The organism is Streptomyces sp. 6N223 (genome assembly GCF_052246635.1).
Taxonomy (GTDB): domain Bacteria; phylum Actinomycetota; class Actinomycetes; order Streptomycetales; family Streptomycetaceae; genus Streptomyces.
Window position 1 is genome coordinate 43960 of the sequence record NZ_JBQQCA010000036.1, and the last position, 13902, is coordinate 57861.

17 protein-coding genes are annotated in these 13902 nt (G+C 72.2%); 3 read left to right on the top strand and 14 right to left on the bottom strand.

Annotation, left to right across the window (positions count from 1 at the left end; genetic code table 11):
- Nucleotides 1–45 precede the first annotated feature (45 nt).
- From ACTWQH_RS21595 to clpS, 12 genes are all read right to left on the bottom strand, one after another.
- The gene (locus ACTWQH_RS21595) at nucleotides 46–342 is read right to left on the bottom strand and encodes a hypothetical protein (protein ID WP_443288313.1); all 297 of its coding nucleotides are present in this window, start codon (nucleotides 340–342) and stop codon (nucleotides 46–48) included.
- Nucleotides 339–1466, bottom strand: a complete 1128-nt coding sequence (locus ACTWQH_RS21600) for a LacI family DNA-binding transcriptional regulator (RefSeq protein WP_443288314.1) — start codon at nucleotides 1464–1466, stop codon at nucleotides 339–341. The genes ACTWQH_RS21595 and ACTWQH_RS21600 overlap by 4 nt, the downstream gene beginning before the upstream one ends.
- Before the next feature lie 165 nt (nucleotides 1467–1631).
- Nucleotides 1632–2027: a hypothetical protein gene (locus ACTWQH_RS21605; RefSeq protein WP_443288315.1), complete on the bottom strand. Its 396-nt coding sequence runs from the start codon at nucleotides 2025–2027 to the stop codon at nucleotides 1632–1634.
- Nucleotides 2024–2746 (bottom strand): ribonuclease PH, encoded by a 723-nt coding sequence (rph, locus tag ACTWQH_RS21610; protein WP_443288317.1) that lies wholly within the window; start codon nucleotides 2744–2746, stop codon nucleotides 2024–2026. The genes ACTWQH_RS21605 and rph overlap by 4 nt, the downstream gene beginning before the upstream one ends.
- 97 nt (nucleotides 2747–2843) lie before the next feature.
- Nucleotides 2844–3599, bottom strand: a complete 756-nt coding sequence (locus tag ACTWQH_RS21615) for an MBL fold metallo-hydrolase (RefSeq protein ID WP_443288318.1) — start codon at nucleotides 3597–3599, stop codon at nucleotides 2844–2846.
- Nucleotides 3600–3868: 269 nt separating this feature from the next.
- Nucleotides 3869–5059 carry a rod shape-determining protein RodA gene (gene rodA, locus ACTWQH_RS21620; protein WP_443288319.1) on the bottom strand — a complete coding sequence of 397 codons (1191 nt, stop codon included), beginning with the start codon at nucleotides 5057–5059 and terminating at the stop codon, nucleotides 3869–3871.
- A 144-nt stretch (nucleotides 5060–5203) separates the two neighbouring features.
- Nucleotides 5204–6154 carry a PLP-dependent cysteine synthase family protein gene (locus tag ACTWQH_RS21625; RefSeq protein ID WP_443288320.1) on the bottom strand — a complete coding sequence of 317 codons (951 nt, stop codon included), beginning with the start codon at nucleotides 6152–6154 and terminating at the stop codon, nucleotides 5204–5206.
- Nucleotides 6154–6441: a MoaD/ThiS family protein gene (locus ACTWQH_RS21630; protein ID WP_443288321.1), complete on the bottom strand. Its 288-nt coding sequence runs from the start codon at nucleotides 6439–6441 to the stop codon at nucleotides 6154–6156. Before ACTWQH_RS21630 ends, ACTWQH_RS21625 begins: the two co-directional genes overlap by 1 nt.
- A gap of 89 nt (nucleotides 6442–6530) precedes the next feature.
- Complete coding sequence (locus ACTWQH_RS21635; RefSeq protein ID WP_443288322.1) at nucleotides 6531–6650, bottom strand: putative leader peptide; 120 nt, start codon at nucleotides 6648–6650, stop codon at nucleotides 6531–6533.
- A gap of 66 nt (nucleotides 6651–6716) precedes the next feature.
- Complete coding sequence (locus ACTWQH_RS21640; RefSeq protein ID WP_443288323.1) at nucleotides 6717–7190, bottom strand: Mov34/MPN/PAD-1 family protein; 474 nt, start codon at nucleotides 7188–7190, stop codon at nucleotides 6717–6719.
- A 221-nt stretch (nucleotides 7191–7411) separates the two neighbouring features.
- The gene (locus ACTWQH_RS21645) at nucleotides 7412–8017 is read right to left on the bottom strand and encodes a DUF2017 domain-containing protein (protein ID WP_443288325.1); all 606 of its coding nucleotides are present in this window, start codon (nucleotides 8015–8017) and stop codon (nucleotides 7412–7414) included.
- The gene (clpS, locus tag ACTWQH_RS21650) at nucleotides 8017–8328 is read right to left on the bottom strand and encodes an ATP-dependent Clp protease adapter ClpS (RefSeq protein ID WP_443288326.1); all 312 of its coding nucleotides are present in this window, start codon (nucleotides 8326–8328) and stop codon (nucleotides 8017–8019) included. Before clpS ends, ACTWQH_RS21645 begins: the two co-directional genes overlap by 1 nt.
- Before the next feature lie 108 nt (nucleotides 8329–8436).
- Here clpS and ACTWQH_RS21655 point away from each other — a divergent pair, with 108 nt between their 5' ends.
- Complete coding sequence (locus tag ACTWQH_RS21655) at nucleotides 8437–9789, top strand: nicotinate phosphoribosyltransferase (protein ID WP_443288327.1); 1353 nt, start codon at nucleotides 8437–8439, stop codon at nucleotides 9787–9789.
- Nucleotides 9790–9869: 80 nt separating this feature from the next.
- Complete coding sequence (locus tag ACTWQH_RS21660) at nucleotides 9870–10463, top strand: isochorismatase family protein (protein ID WP_443288328.1); 594 nt, start codon at nucleotides 9870–9872, stop codon at nucleotides 10461–10463.
- A gap of 7 nt (nucleotides 10464–10470) precedes the next feature.
- Here ACTWQH_RS21660 and ACTWQH_RS21665 read toward each other — a convergent pair whose 3' ends face one another.
- Both ACTWQH_RS21665 and ACTWQH_RS21670 read right to left on the bottom strand, forming a co-directional pair.
- A complete protein-coding gene (locus ACTWQH_RS21665; protein WP_443288329.1) occupies nucleotides 10471–10794 on the bottom strand; it encodes a hypothetical protein in 324 nt (107 codons plus the stop codon).
- 117 nt (nucleotides 10795–10911) lie between these two features.
- Nucleotides 10912–13314, bottom strand: coding sequence for an immune inhibitor A domain-containing protein (locus ACTWQH_RS21670; protein ID WP_443288330.1), 2403 nt, complete (start codon nucleotides 13312–13314; stop codon nucleotides 10912–10914).
- A gap of 270 nt (nucleotides 13315–13584) precedes the next feature.
- On the opposite strand from ACTWQH_RS21670, the gene ACTWQH_RS21675 reads away from it, so the two are divergent.
- Nucleotides 13585–13881, top strand: a complete 297-nt coding sequence (locus ACTWQH_RS21675) for a hypothetical protein (protein WP_443288331.1) — start codon at nucleotides 13585–13587, stop codon at nucleotides 13879–13881.
- Nucleotides 13882–13902: the final 21 nt, after the last annotated feature.

Sequence of the window (13902 nt, forward strand, 5' to 3'; positions counted from 1 at the left end):
AGGCAGCCAGTCCTTTCGATTCAGTGTGGTGACTCGGCCGTCGGTTCAGCCCTTGACGGCGCCGGTGGAGAGTCCTTCGAGAAGCTGCTTTCGGAGCAGCAGGAAGACCAGGATCGTCGGCACGGATGCGAGCACGGCGCCGGGCGGCACCATGTCGAACGCCCGGTTCTCAGAGCGGAAGAGGATGTTGAGGCCGAGGGGCAGGGTGTACTGGTCGGTGTCGGAGATCAGCACCAGCGGCCACAGGAAGTGGTTGTAGCTGTTGAGGAGGTTCCAGACCGCGAGGGCGCCCAGGGAGCTGCCAGCGGAAGTCGTACCCGCCGCGCCTGGATGTGGGGTCATGGTCGTCCCTCCCTCTGCTGCGATGTCGCGGATATGCGGGGCGTCGGGGTCTTCGGGGGTCGATGCCTGTGGGCGGGCGGGGGCGCCGTGCTCTCGCGCACCACGAGCTGGACCGGGCCCGCCGCCGAGGCGGTGTCCGGTGGGGCGGCCTGACCGGGGTCGCGCGCGCCGGTGATGGCGGCGATCAGCCGCCGCATGGCGCGCCCGGCGATGGCGTCGAAGTCCTGGCGGACGGTGGTCAGCGGGACGGAGAGGTAGCCGGCCTCGGGGATGTCGTCGAAGCCGACGACGCTGATGTCGTGCGGCACGCGGCGGCCGGCGCGTTCGATGGCGTACATGGCGCCGATGGCCATCTGGTCGTTGGCGACGAACAACGCGGTGGGCGCCGCGGTGGGTGCCGCGGCCGGATCGGGGGTGGTGGCCAGCAGCTCGCGCGCGGCGCGGCAGCCGGCGGCGGCGGACCAGTCGCCGTGCCGCGGCTCGGGCTCGGGGGCACCGGCCGCGCGGAGCGCGGCGCGCCAGCCGCGCATCCTGTCGCCGGTGACGGCCCAGCCGGGCGGGCCGGCGATGTGGTGGACGGTGCGGTGGCCGAGGGCGAGCAGGTGCTCGGTCGCGGCGCGGGCGCCGCCCGCGTTGTCAACGCCGACCACCATCGCGCCCGCATCCTCCGGGCCCGGTGGATCGATGCGGACGACGGGAATGCCGGCGGGGACGTAGGCGGTGGGGTCGACGACGCCGACGGGCGCGGAGACCGCGATGCCGTCAACGCCCTGGCTCGCCAGGTGGACGACCGAGCGCCGCGCCTCGTCCTCGTCCTGTTCGTCGGCGTGGACGACGCTGACGAAGTATCCGGCGCCGCGCGCGGCCCGCTCCAGGCCGCGGAGGACGGCGGCGGGCCCGAAGTAGGAGGTGCCGGTGGTCACGATGCCGATGCGGCGCGAACGCCGGGTCACCAGGGCGCGGGCCGACTCGTTCGGGCGGTAGCCGAGCCGCTCGATCTCCCGCAGCACCCGCTCGCGCACCGCCTGGCTGACATGGGGCTCCCCGTTGACCACGCGCGAGACGGTCTTCTGCGAGACGGCCGCGCCGCGGGCCACGTCAACCATCGACACCCTGCGGGTCACCACCGGCTCCTTCCCCAGCACAGCCGGCACGCGGCCGAACCCCTCCCCGGCTGACTACGCAGTCAACCGGTCGCGCAGAAACGTTAGGGACGCGTTTCGGCCAGCGTCAAGGGGTGGGTTCGAAATTCCGTGGCAGGTTCGAGATCTCGGTCAAGGGTGCGAAGGCTAGGAGTTGTCACCGTCCGAGGGCGTGCAGACACCGGTCAGCTCCGACGTGGCGTCGACCAGCGGCGACAGGTCCGGCGTCTCGCCCCGCTCGACCGCCTGCTCGATGTTCTCCGCCGCCTCGCCGACCGACTCGGCCGCCTCGCGCACGTCCGTGTCCTGGACCCGGTCCTGGAGCTCCTCGATGTCCTCGGCCAGCTCCCGGAAGGCGTCGGCGTCGTCCTCGATGACGGAGGTGGCCACGGCCTCGGCGACGCGGTCGCCGGCGTTCGACACCTCGAGCGCCAGCACGGCGCAGTCCACGGCCCGCTGCACGTCGCAGGCGGTGCTCGCCCCGGCGGCCAGCGTCACCGTCAGCGCCAGCGCGCCTGCCCTCGCTAAGCCATGGCCCCTCACCGCAACGCCTCCCGCTGCGTGTCCCCCAGCTGCGCGCACCCGGCCACGGCGAGGTCGAGCAGCTCGTCCAGCTCGCCCCGGGCGAACGGCTTGCCCTCCGCCGTGCCCTGCACCTCCACGAACCGGCCGTCGCCGGTGCACACCACGTTCATGTCCGTCTCGGCGCGCACGTCCTCCTCGTAGGCGAGGTCCAGCATGGCCATGCCGCCGACGATGCCGACGCTGACCGCCGCGACGCTGCCGGTCAGCGGCTGTGCCCTGCCCTTGATCAGCTTCTGCCGCTGCGCCCACCCGACGGCGTCGGCCAGCGCCACGTACGCGCCCGTGATGGCGGCGGTCCGGGTGCCGCCGTCGGCCTGGAGCACGTCGCAGTCGAGGACCACCGTGTTCTCGCCCAGCGCCTTGAAGTCGACGACGGCCCGCAGCGAACGCCCGATCAGCCGCGAGATCTCGTGGGTCCGTCCCCCGATCTTGCCCCGCACGGCCTCGCGATCGCCGCGCGTGTTGGTGGCGCGCGGCAGCATGGCGTACTCGCTGGTGACCCAGCCGACGCCGCCGCCCCGGCGCCAGCGCGGGACGCCCTCGGTCACGCTGGCGGTGCACAGCACTCTGGTGTCGCCGAAGGAGATCAGGACGGAACCCTCGGCGTGCTTGCTCCAGCCGCGTTCGATGGTGACGGGACGGAGTTGGTCGGCCTCACGGCCATCGATACGTGCCATGGAGGGGAGCCTAGCCCGCGAGCGCTCGCACATACATGTGCGGTCGGCGCGATCCGGACGGGATCCGGACGCGATCCGGGAAGCGGTCCGGACGTGGCTAGATGTGGTAAACGGCGCCGGGGCGGGCGAGTTCGACGGGGCCGTCGAAGACGGCCTTGGCGTCGCCGAGGTTGACCTGGGCGTCGGTCCACGGCGGGATGTGGGTGAGCACCAGCCGCTGCGCGCCGGCGGCGCGCGCGCACTCCCCGGCCTGCCTGCCGTTGAGGTGCAGGCCCGGCACGTCCTCCTTGCCGTGGGTGAACGACGCCTCGCACAGGAAGACGTCGACGCCCCGGGCGAGTTCGGTGAGCGACCCGCAGGAGCCGGTGTCTCCCGAGTAGCAGAACGCCCGTTCGCCGTGCTCGACGCGGAAGCCGTAGGTCTCCACAGGGTGGTTGACCTGCGCGGTCCGCACCGTCAGCGGCCCGAGGCGGAAGTCGCCGCCCGGAGTGAGGGTGCGGAACTCGAAGACCTCGCTCATCGAGTGGTCCGACGGGGTGTCGGCGTACGCCGCGGTCAGCCGTCGCTCGGTGCCCGCCGGGCCGTAGACCGGCATGGGGTCGCAGCGCCCGCCCTCGTGCCGGTAGTAGCGGGCCACGAAGTAGGCGCACATGTCGATGCAGTGGTCGGGGTGGAGGTGGCTGATAGCGATCACGTCGATGTCGTACAGCCCGATGTGTTTCTGGAGCTCGCCGAGGGCGCCATTGCCCATGTCCAGGAGCAGCCGGTAGCCCTCGGCCTCGATCAGGTAGCTGGAGCAGGCCGAGTCCGCGGACGGGAATGAACCCGAGCAGCCGACGACGGTGAGCTTCATGAAGAGGGGAACCTCCGTGGTGGGGTTCGAACGACTGTAAGTCGCGAGAGGCGCCGTCGCCCCTTGTGCGCCGGCCGGTGTGGGCGGAATCACCAGCCCGGGGTACCGTCACAATTGTGGACATCTTGTGGTGGCTGGCGCTGATGGGCGTGGCCGCGCTGGCCCTGATCGCGGCGGTGATCGACGGCGCGGGGCGGCCCGGCTCCCGCCGTCGGCGGCGCCGGCCCAAGTAACCCGCGTCACGCGACCGGGACGCCCCCGGCGGGGCCTCAGACCCCGCCGCGGGCGCGGACACGGATGGCCAGCAACAGGCCGACGGCGATCCAGACGGCGAACATCGAGGAGCCGCCGTAGGACAGGAACGGCAGCGGCAGCCCGGTGACGGGCATGATGCCCAGTGCCATCCCGATGTTCTGGAAGGACTGGAAGGCGATCCAGACCACCAGCCCGGCCGCGACGATCGTGCCGTACAGCTCGGGCGAGGCGGCGGCGATGCGGCAGGCCCGCCACAGCACCACGCCCAGCAGCACGACGATGGCGCCCGCGCCGACGAAGCCCAGCTCCTCGCCGGCGACGGTGAAGATGAAGTCGGTGTGCTGCTCGGGGACGAACTGGCCGGTGGTCTGGCTGCCGTGGAACAGGCCCTGGCCCGACAGGCCGCCGGAGCCGATGGCGATGCGTGCCTGGTTGGTGTTGTAGCCGACGCCCGCCGGGTCCAGCTTGGGGTTGGCGAAGGCGGCGAAGCGGTCGATCTGGTAGTCGTCGAGCACGCCGAGCTGCCAGACCGCGAGCGCCCCGGCCACGCCCAGGCCGACCAGCCCGAACAGCCAGCCGCGGCCCACCCCGGCGGCGAGCAGCACGCCGAGCGCGATGGCGGCGATCACCATCGTCTGTCCCACGTCGGGGGTGAGGAGGATCAGGATGGCGGGCACGACCGCCAGCAGCAGCGCCTGGAGCACGGTGCGGGCGTCGGGCCGCTGCCGGCCGTCGCTCTCCAGGGTGGCGGACAGCAGCGTGGCCATGGCGAGGATCACGCCGATCTTGACCAGCTCGGAGGGCTGGAAGGCGAAGCCGGCGCCGAGCTGGAGCCAGCTCCGGGAGCCGTTGACGGTGGAGCCGAGCGGGCTGAGCACCAGCAGGGACAGCAGCAGGCTCACGCCGTAGAGCGCGGGCACGGCGTTGCGCAGCCTGCGGTGGCCGAGCCACACCAGGAGGGCGGCGAGCCCGAGGCCGATGCATGCGTTGAGGGTGTGGCGCAGCAGGAAGAAGTGGGGGTCGCCGCCGGTGAGGTCGGTGCGGTGGCGGGTGGCGGAGTAGACCAGGAGGGTCCCGACGAAGGTCAGCGCCACGGCGGCGCCGATCAGCGGCCAGTCCAGCCGCCGGACGAGGGAGGAGCGGTCGCTGATCACCGCCCACAGGGAGCGTTCGCGTTCGGTGGTGGTGTAGCCGCGCACAGTCACGAATGTGACTTTAGGTGTTCATATCGGCTGGTTTCGTGAGACATGGCCGGGGCCGGTCCCCCCTCGGCCGGTACGCCGAGGGGATCCGGTGCGAGCCGGGCGGGCCGGAGCGGGCCGAGCGGGCCGGAGGGGTGACGGCGGCGGCTACGCCCAGAGCTGGCCCTGGAGGCGTTCGACGGCCTCCTCGGTGGTCTCGGCGGTGTAGATGCCGGTGGACAGGTACTTCCAGCCGCCGTCGGCGACGACGAAGACGATGTCGGCGCTCTCGCCGGCGCGGACGGCCTTGCGGCCGATGCCTATGGCGGCGTGGAGCGCGGCGCCCGTGGAGACGCCCGCGAAGATGCCCTCCTCGGCGAGGAGTTCGCGGGTGCGGGCGACGGCGTCGGCGGACCCGACGGAGAAGCGGGAGGTGAGGACGGACTCGTCGTACAGCTCGGGGACGAAGCCCTCGTCGAGGTTGCGCAGCCCGTAGACCAGGTCGTCGTAGCGCGGCTCGGCGGCGATGATCTGGATGCCGGGGCGGTGCTCGCGCAGGTAGCGGCCGACGCCCATGAGGGTGCCGGTGGTGCCGAGCCCGGCGACGAAGTGGGTGATGGACGGCAGGTCGGCGAGGATCTCCGGGCCGGTGGTGGCGTAGTGGGCGCCGGCGTTGTGGGGGTTGCCGTACTGATAGAGCATCACCCAGTCCGGGTGCTGGGCGGCCAGCTCCTTGGCGACGCGGACGGCGGTGTTGGAGCCGCCGGCCGCCGGGGACGAGATGATCTCCGCGCCCCACATGGCCAGGAGCTGGCGGCGTTCGGCGGAGGTGTTCTCGGGCATGACGCAGACGATGCGGTAGCCCTTGAGGCGGGCCGCCATGGCCAGCGAGATCCCGGTGTTGCCGGAGGTCGGCTCCAGGATGGTGCAGCCCGGGGTGAGCCGGCCCTCCTTCTCGGCCTGCTCGATCATGAAGAGCGCCGGGCGGTCCTTGACCGACCCGGTGGGGTTGCGGTCCTCCAGCTTGGCCCACACGCGCACGTCGTCGGCGGGCGAGAGGCGGGGCAGCCGCACCAGGGGCGTGTTGCCGACGGCGGCGAGCGGGGAGTCGAAGCGCATCAGCGCATGCCCCCAGACCCGCCGGCCACGGCGGGGAGGATGGTGACGCTGTCGCCGTCGCTGAGCTTGGTGGTGATGCCGTCGAGGAAGCGGACGTCCTCGTCGTTGAGGTACACGTTGACGAAGCGGCGCAGCTGGTCGCCCTCGACCAGGCGCTCCTTCAGGCCCGGGTGACGGGCGTCCAGGTCCTGGAAGAGCTCGGCGAGCGTCTCCCCGCTGCCGGAGACGGCCTTCTGACCGTCGGTGTAGCTGCGGAGGATGGTCGGGATGCGGACCTCGATGGCCATGGATGCTCCAGGTGACGACACAGATGCGGACGACGAGTGGCGGGGGCGGTGAACGCGCGCGGCGGCCTCGGCCGGTGCCCGGGCCGGCCTCAGTGGATCGCCGCGCGGGCGGCGGTACACGTGGCGCTGCTCTGGCGGCACAGATCGACATGCAGACGTGCCACGAGCAGCGGAAGTGGTCGTGCGTCGCTCACGTCCTGGGAAACCATGGCGGCATCGTATCGATTCCCGCCCCGTCAGACCGAGGGTCGTCTCATCATGCGGGCGAAGCCGTCTCACATGCTGTCGGAGCCGCCTGAGGCGCCGGAGACGTCGTCGTAGGAGTCGACGATGCGCACCTCCTCCTCCACGACGATGTCGCCCGCGATGTGGAAGGACCGGAAGGGCACGGGTCCTTCGCCGTTGCCGCACAGGGCGGTGGAGATCACGACCCAGTGGACGGCCCGCGTGGTGGTCTCCTTGGCGGTGGTGACGTCCGTGCGGGAGGGGTACGCCTCGGTGGCGGTGTGGGAGTGGTACACGACGACGATCTCCTCGTCGCGCTCGTACATCTCCTTGTGGAGGGCGAGCAGTTCCCCGGACTCGAACTTGAAGCCCGTGGGGGACCTGTCCTCGTTCATCATCGGGACGAAGCGCTCCGGCCGGTCGCTGCCCTCCGGCCCCGCGATCACGCCGCACGCCTCGTCGGGGTGGTCCTCGCGGGCGTGCGCCACGATCCTGTCGCAGAGATCCTGGGTGATGGTGAGCATGGCGCAACGATAAGCCAGCCCCCGAGCGCACCCCGCAACACCCTGTGCCCCGCACCCCGGGGAGCCCTCGGGCTCCCCGGCGGCCGTCGTCCGGGGTGTTGTCGTCCTCCGCGACCGCGCCGAGGTCGCGGGACCGGCGCGGCCTCGGCCGCCGATCCTCCGGACCTGGCGACCGGCGCGGCCTCGGCCGCTTCCAGGGCGTCGGTCTCCGCCTCGGTACCTCAGCTCAGCATGGTCTCGACGAGCGACTCCTGGAGGCCGCCGAGCCAGAAGTACGCCATCACCATCGGCTTGTTCGGGTCGCTGTCCGGCAGCGAGAAGAGCCGGTCGCTGCTGTCCTCGTCGGTGATGTCGAGGCGGGTCGCGATCGCCAGGCGCAGGTCGTTGAGCGCACTGAGCCACCGCTGGCTTTCCTCCGGCTTGAGCGTCAGCACGGCGGCGCCCGCGCCCTCCTCGCCCTCGGCCGGGGCGACGGCGTCCAGCGCGCGGACCATCGCCAGCAGGTTCTCGCGCTTGCGCGCCCGCAGCTCCCCCTCGGTGAAGCGGCGGAACTCCGCCGACAGGCGGCGGCTCTCCTCGTCATGCTCCCTGCCCGGCTCGCCGTAGGCGTCGGGGAAGAGGCGGGCGAGCGCCGGGTCCTCCGGCGGCTCGGTCGAGCCCTCGGCGAAGAGGGCGTCCAGGTCCGTGGCGTCCTCGCCGCCGGGCGCCGGGCCGATCAGCTCCAGCAGCTGCGTGGCCAGGCTGCGGAGGATGGAGATCTCGACCTCGTCCAGCGCGATCGCCGCGCCGCCGCCCGGGCCACCCGCGGCCTCGAAGTACCCGGCCATCAACGGTCCTGCTGCAGCGTGGCCCACAGTCCGTATCCGTGCATCGCCTGCACGTCGCGCTCCATCTCCTCGCGGCTGCCCTGCGAGACCACCGCCCGGCCCTTGTGGTGGACGTCCAGCATCAGGCGCCTCGCCTTGTCCTTGGAATACCCGAAGTACGCCTGGAAGACGTACGTGACATAACTCATCAGATTCACCGGGTCGTTGTGGACCACGGTGACCCAGGGGACATCGGGCTTCGGCACCTCCGCCGGGGCCTGGTCTGGCTTCGTGCGCTCGATCTCCATGGGGATGGCACTCACATAGACCATGCTGCCACCACCCCCGCCGCCAAGCCCAAACGACGCCGCCAGGAGGACGCCGGGCGTGGCCTCCGCCACATATCGTCAAACTGACGAGATGGGGTGTAGGCTGCTTCCATGACGCACCACGCAGATCACGGGGCGGCGGCGCACGCGCTGCCGGTGGCCGTGCCGTCCACGGCGCTCTTCACGGACCAGTACGAGCTCACCATGCTGCGGGCCGCGCTGCGGTCGGGCACCGCCCACCGCCGCTCGGTCTTCGAGGTCTTCACCCGCCGCCTGCCCGAGGGCCGCCGCTACGGAGTGGTCGCCGGCACCGGCCGGGTCCTGGACGCGGTGGAGAACTTCCGCTTCGAGCCCGCCATCCTCGACTTCCTGCGCGAGCGGCGCGTCGTCGACGAGCCGACCCTCGACTGGCTGGCCGGCTACCGCTTCACCGGCGACATCGACGGCTACCCCGAGGGCGAGGTCTACTTCCCCGGCTCGCCGATCCTGCGCGTGACCGGCAGCTTCGCCGAGTGCGTGCTGCTGGAGACGGTGATCCTGTCGATCCTGAACCACGACTCCGCCGTCGCCGCGGCCGCCTCCCGCATGGCGGTGGCCGCCGCCGGGCGCCCGCTGATCGAGATGGGGGCCCGGCGAACACACGAGCTGTCGGCCGTCGCCGCCTCCCGCGCGGCGTACGTCGGCGGCTTCACCTCCACCTCCGACCTGGCCGCCGGGTTCCGGTACGGCATCCCCACCGTCGGCACCAGCGCGCATGCGTTCACGCTGCTGCACGACACCGAGCGGGCGGCGTTCACCGCGCAGGTCGAGGCGCTGGGGAGCGGGACCACGCTGCTGGTGGACACCTTCGACATCGCCGAGGCCGTCCGCACCGCCGTCGAGGTCGCCGGGCCCGGGCTCGGCGCCGTGCGCATCGACTCCGGGGACCTGCTGGTGATCGCCCACCGGGTGCGGCAGCAGCTCGACGAGCTCGGCGCGAAGGACGCCCGCATCGTGGTCACCAGCGACCTCGACGAGTACGCCATCGCCTCGCTGGCCGCCGCGCCCGTCGACGCCTACGGGGTCGGCACCCAGCTCGTCACCGGCAGCGGGCACCCCACCTGCTCGATGGTCTACAAGCTGGTGGCCCGCGCCGAGCGGGAGGACGCCGGGGCGCCGCTCAAGCCGGTGGCGAAGAAGTCGATGGGCGCGAAGCTGTCGATAGGCGGCGTGAAGTGGGCCGCGCGGCAGCCGGACGCCGACGGCGTGGCCGAGGCCGAGGTGGTCGGCACCGGCCCGATGCCCGAGGAGCTGGCCGCGCGCCAGCTCGTCGTGCCGCTGATGCGCGACGGCCGGGCGGTGGCGCGCGAGTCGCTGGACGCCGCGCGCGACCGCCACGTGAGGGCACGGGAACGGCTGCCGCTGTCGGCGACGCAGCTCTCCCGGGGAGAGTCGGTGCTGCCGACGCGCTATGTGGGCGTATGACCGAGTGACGCCTGTGCCGTGCCGGGTGGCGTCGCCTAGGCTCGAACATGTCCACCACCACCGAAGAGGTGTTCCCAAGCATGCATCGCGCCCTGATCGTTGTTGACGTGCAGAACGACTTCTGCGAGGGAGGCAGCCTCGCCGTCGCCGGGGGCGCGGAGGTCGCCGCCGGGATCACCGACCTGATCGGCTCGGCCGCGCCCGGCTACCGGCATGTGATCGCCACCCGTGACCACCACATCGCGCCCGGCGACCACTTCTCCGACGACCCCGACTACGTCCGCTCCTGGCCGCGCCACTGCGTCGCCGGCACCGAGGGCGTCGGCTTCCACCCGAACTTCGCGCCCTCCGTCGCCTCGGGCGCGGTCGAGGCGTGCTTCGACAAGGGCGCGTACACGGCGGCGTACAGCGGCTTCGAGGGCAGCGACGAGTCGGGCACGGGGCTCGCGGAGTGGCTGCGGTCCCGTGGGGTGAGCGAGGTCGACGTGGTGGGCATCGCCACGGACCACTGCGTGCGGGCGACGGCGCTGGACGCGGCGCGCGAGGGGTTCACCACCCGGGTGCTGCTGGACCTGACGGCCGGGGTGGCGCGGCCGAGCGTGGACGCGGCGCTGCGGGAGATGGAGGCGGCCGGGGTGGAGCTCAGCGGCAAGCCGGTGGTGCGCGCGGCGTAGCGCTCGGTTACGCCGCCCTGGGGTGACGGGCGGCGTGCACGAGGCGGGTCATGGGCTGCCAGGGGTCGGCGGCGTCGCCGGGGGTGGCGCGCCAGACGATGCCCTCGGGGTGGTGGAGCACGGCCGAGACCTCGTCGGGCGTCGGGGGTGCGGCGTTGCCGCGCAGGTAGACCGCGCGCAGGCCCAGGTTGCGCAGCCGCGTCAGCGCCCGCGGCCGGTTCACGGCGTGGACCAGCACCCGCACCGAGCGGGCGGGGGCGTCGGGGCGGGGCAGGGAGAGCGCGACGACGACGCTGCCGTCAAGCAGCCGTACGAAGCCTCCATCGGCCATGGTGTCTCCTCTCGCGTGGCTCGCGTGGACCCCGCCATCCTTACCTGCCCGGCCGCCGCCCGTCGAGGGGCGGCGGCCGGGACTTACGGTTATGTCATGATCACCCTGTGATCACGATCACTCTCCGCTCGGGCCGACCATGACCGTCATCGGGCGGTCGGCGTCGCGCGGCTGGGCGAGGATCGAGATCCGGGTGCCGGTGTCGGGCACCCGGACGCTGTTCCTCGGGTTGGTCTCGCTCCAGTACGTGCCGGTGCGGTCGTCGAAGTACGGCGCGCCGGGCGCGGCGGGCAGCGTGGTCGGCTCGCCCTCGTCGTGGAGCGTCACCTCCCGCACCGGGTACTGGCTGAAGGTGGCGTCCCGGGTCTGGAGCCGGTTGCGCATCAGCGTGCCGTCGGCCCACCGGTCGGGCGCCGCGTGGGCGTCGACCGGGAGGATCAGGCCGGAACCCGGGTGCTCGCTGGTGTTGTTGTCCGACTGCGAGGTGTCCCACAGCCACACCAGCAGGCCGTTGTCGTAGGGGAAGTGCTCGACGAAGTCGGGCTTCTCCGCCAGCCAGCCGAAGTTGTACGGGCCGTACTTCAGGGTGGTGTCGAAGCCGGTGTACTGGCGGTTCTCCACGACGTAGAACTGCGGGTAGTCGCCGGTGACCGAGGCCCCGACGACGCTGAACCCCTCGGCGGCCCAGTCGCCCTCGCCCGCCTCCGCGTCGTCGGAGAAGACGACCTCGCCGTCGGCCGTGACGCTGATCTCGTCGGCGGTGAAGCCCTTCGGCGCCGTCGAGCCGTCGGTGGCGTAGCGGAAGCGCAGCTCGACCGTCTGGCCGGCGTAGGCGTCCAGCGGGTACGACAGCGCGGCCTGGTCCCCGGACTCGCCGGTCAGCGCGGGGCGGTCGGCGCCGTCGCGCGGGATGGGCTCGCCGTCGGCGGTGCCGTCGAGCGGGGTCCAGCTCGTGCCGCCGTCGGTGGACGCCTCGGCGTAGAGGAAGTCGTAGTCCTTCTCGATGCTCCACCAGCCGGTCAGGTCGAGCGTGGCGGCGCTCGCGCCGGTCAGGTCGAGGGTGCGGGTGAGGGTGGCGTTCAGGTCGTTGCCCGAGCCGCTCCACCACTGGGCCTCGCCCTGCGCGGGCTGGTGCACCTCGGTGGTGACGGTCTTCTCGGGCAGCTCGACCACCAGGGCCTGGGCGGCGCGGCGGCGTTCTCCCTCGGGGTAGGTGAGGGCGGAGGCGCCGAGCCGGTGGAGGGAGGGGGTCGCGGCCCGCGCCACCTCGTAGTCCAGCCAGCCGAGTTGCAGCTTCTCCCAGGGGCCCATGTCGTTGGGGAGGGCGCCGATGGAGCCGTCGCCCATGCCGAGCCAGGAGCCGGAGGACATCGCCGACCAGAAGCCGGTGCCGTTCTCGCCGCCCGCCGTGTCGTACAGGTCGGGCAGGCCGAGGTCGTGGCCGAACTCGTGGGCGAAGACGCCGACGCCGCCGTTCTCGGGCTGCATGGTGTAGTCGCCGACCCACAGGCCGGTGTCGGCGATCTCCGTGCCGCCCGCCGGGTTCTCGGCCGGGCCGGTCACGCCGGCGCTGTCGACGTAGGCGTACCAGCGGTGGGCCCAGATGGCGTCCTCGCCCTGCGCGCCGCCGCCGGCCGACTCGTCCTCGCCGGCGTGCACGATCTGGAAGTGGTCGATGTAGCCGTCGGGTTCGGCGAAGTCGCCGTCGCCGTCGTAGTCGTAGCGGTCCTGGATGTCGTACTCGGCGAGGTCGGCCCGGATCTCCTCGGGCGTCCGGCCGGCGGCCACCTGCTCCTCGTACCAGGTGTTGACGCCGTCGGCGACGACCTCCCAGACGGAGCGGCAGACGTTCGAGCCGCATGCGTTGTTGCCGTAGCGGGCCTCGTTGTACGCCACCGTGACCCAGTCGGTCACCTCCCCGTCCACGGTGTAGCGGCCGGAGGACTGGCTCTCGTAGTACTGCTTGACCGAGGGGACGTCGGGGTCCGACGAGTAGTAGACGTCCTCGTAGTACTGGCGGTTGAAGTCCTCCCGCCAGATCGTGGTGTTGTTGACGTCACGCTCGGGCTCGGCGATCCGGTTGTGCAGCGGGCCCGGATCGCCGCCGAAGTCGGGGTGGGTCTCGTCCCCGAACTCCACCAGCACCGTGAAGATCTTGTCCGTGCCGGTGACGGCGGTCTCGACGAACTCGCCCTCGGCCAGCTCCACCACCTCGGAGCCGCCCACGCTCCGGGGCGTGGCGTCGCCGCTGAGGAGCCGCTGATGCGCCTCCTGCCGCTGGGCCTCGCGCTTCTCGCCGAGCGGGTTGTCCAGGTGGGGCCCGGCGCCGAAGAGCTGGTCGTCGGCCTGCGTCGGGTTCTCGGGCTCGACCGGGGGCTGCTGCTGGGCCGAGGCGGCGCCGGCGGGCGCCAGCACGGCCGCTCCCAGCGCCGCGAGCGCCGTGGCCACCACGACGGTTGTGGGCCGTCTCACCCTGCCTCGTTGAGTGAGTTGAGTCACACGTGGGGTCACCTGTGCCATCCTCCCGGGAAGCGGTGTTGTGACGTGACGCATTTGACATGACGGAGACAGAAAAAGACAGTCCTTGACTCGAGTGACGCGGGGCAACCAGCGCGCTTCGGCTCGAAAGTGACGCGATGAATCCGTGCGCCCCCCGTGCATCCACGGTGGGACTTAGGGGACGCTTACCATCTCCTCGGTACGGGCATCGAGGCCCGTAGGACCGTCCGAGGTTGCCTCCCCCGGTGTGCCCGCGGATGGTCGCCTGCCCCCCCGAGGACGGAACCCGCCATGCCGCACCCGACCCCCGTGCAGATCGCCTACGGTTCGGCCACGGTCATCTTCACCACCCTGCTCCTGATGCTCGTCGTTCCCACCGGCTCCACGGTCGCCCTCGTGCTCATCGCGCTCGTCGCGCTGGCGCTCGGCGTCGTCGTGGCGCTCGCCGCGCAGTGCCGGCGCGACGCCGGGGTGGCGGCGGGAGGGGAGCCTTCAGCCATGTCCGCACCTTCCTACGAGGCAGCCGCGGCGGCGCCCGCACCCGCACCCGCGGTGGCGCCGGCCCAGCGGCCGGAGGTCAGCGTCTGAGCCCGGCCTGCGACGCGCGCA

What these genes read in the sequence shown, in the direction of transcription:
- ACTWQH_RS21595 (WP_443288313.1), bottom strand. Translation starts at nt 342, where the DNA reads ATGACCCCACATCCAGGCGCGGCGGGTACGACTTCCGCTGGCAGCTCC.
- rph (WP_443288317.1), bottom strand. Translation starts at nt 2,746, where the DNA reads ATGGCACGTATCGATGGCCGTGAGGCCGACCAACTCCGTCCCGTCACC.
- ACTWQH_RS21615 (WP_443288318.1), bottom strand. Translation starts at nt 3,599, where the DNA reads ATGAAGCTCACCGTCGTCGGCTGCTCGGGTTCATTCCCGTCCGCGGAC.
- ACTWQH_RS21625 (WP_443288320.1), bottom strand. Translation starts at nt 6,154, where the DNA reads ATGCGCTTCGACTCCCCGCTCGCCGCCGTCGGCAACACGCCCCTGGTG.
- ACTWQH_RS21630 (WP_443288321.1), bottom strand. Translation starts at nt 6,441, where the DNA reads ATGGCCATCGAGGTCCGCATCCCGACCATCCTCCGCAGCTACACCGAC.
- ACTWQH_RS21635 (WP_443288322.1), bottom strand. Translation starts at nt 6,650, where the DNA reads ATGGTTTCCCAGGACGTGAGCGACGCACGACCACTTCCGCTGCTCGTG.
- ACTWQH_RS21640 (WP_443288323.1), bottom strand. Translation starts at nt 7,190, where the DNA reads ATGCTCACCATCACCCAGGATCTCTGCGACAGGATCGTGGCGCACGCC.
- ACTWQH_RS21645 (WP_443288325.1), bottom strand. Translation starts at nt 8,017, where the DNA reads ATGGCCGGGTACTTCGAGGCCGCGGGTGGCCCGGGCGGCGGCGCGGCG.
- clpS (WP_443288326.1), bottom strand. Translation starts at nt 8,328, where the DNA reads ATGGTCTATGTGAGTGCCATCCCCATGGAGATCGAGCGCACGAAGCCA.
- ACTWQH_RS21655 (WP_443288327.1), top strand. Translation starts at nt 8,437, where the DNA reads ATGACGCACCACGCAGATCACGGGGCGGCGGCGCACGCGCTGCCGGTG.
- ACTWQH_RS21660 (WP_443288328.1), top strand. Translation starts at nt 9,870, where the DNA reads ATGCATCGCGCCCTGATCGTTGTTGACGTGCAGAACGACTTCTGCGAG.
- ACTWQH_RS21665 (WP_443288329.1), bottom strand. Translation starts at nt 10,794, where the DNA reads ATGGCCGATGGAGGCTTCGTACGGCTGCTTGACGGCAGCGTCGTCGTC.
- ACTWQH_RS21670 (WP_443288330.1), bottom strand. Translation starts at nt 13,314, where the DNA reads ATGGCACAGGTGACCCCACGTGTGACTCAACTCACTCAACGAGGCAGG.
- ACTWQH_RS21675 (WP_443288331.1), top strand. Translation starts at nt 13,585, where the DNA reads ATGCCGCACCCGACCCCCGTGCAGATCGCCTACGGTTCGGCCACGGTC.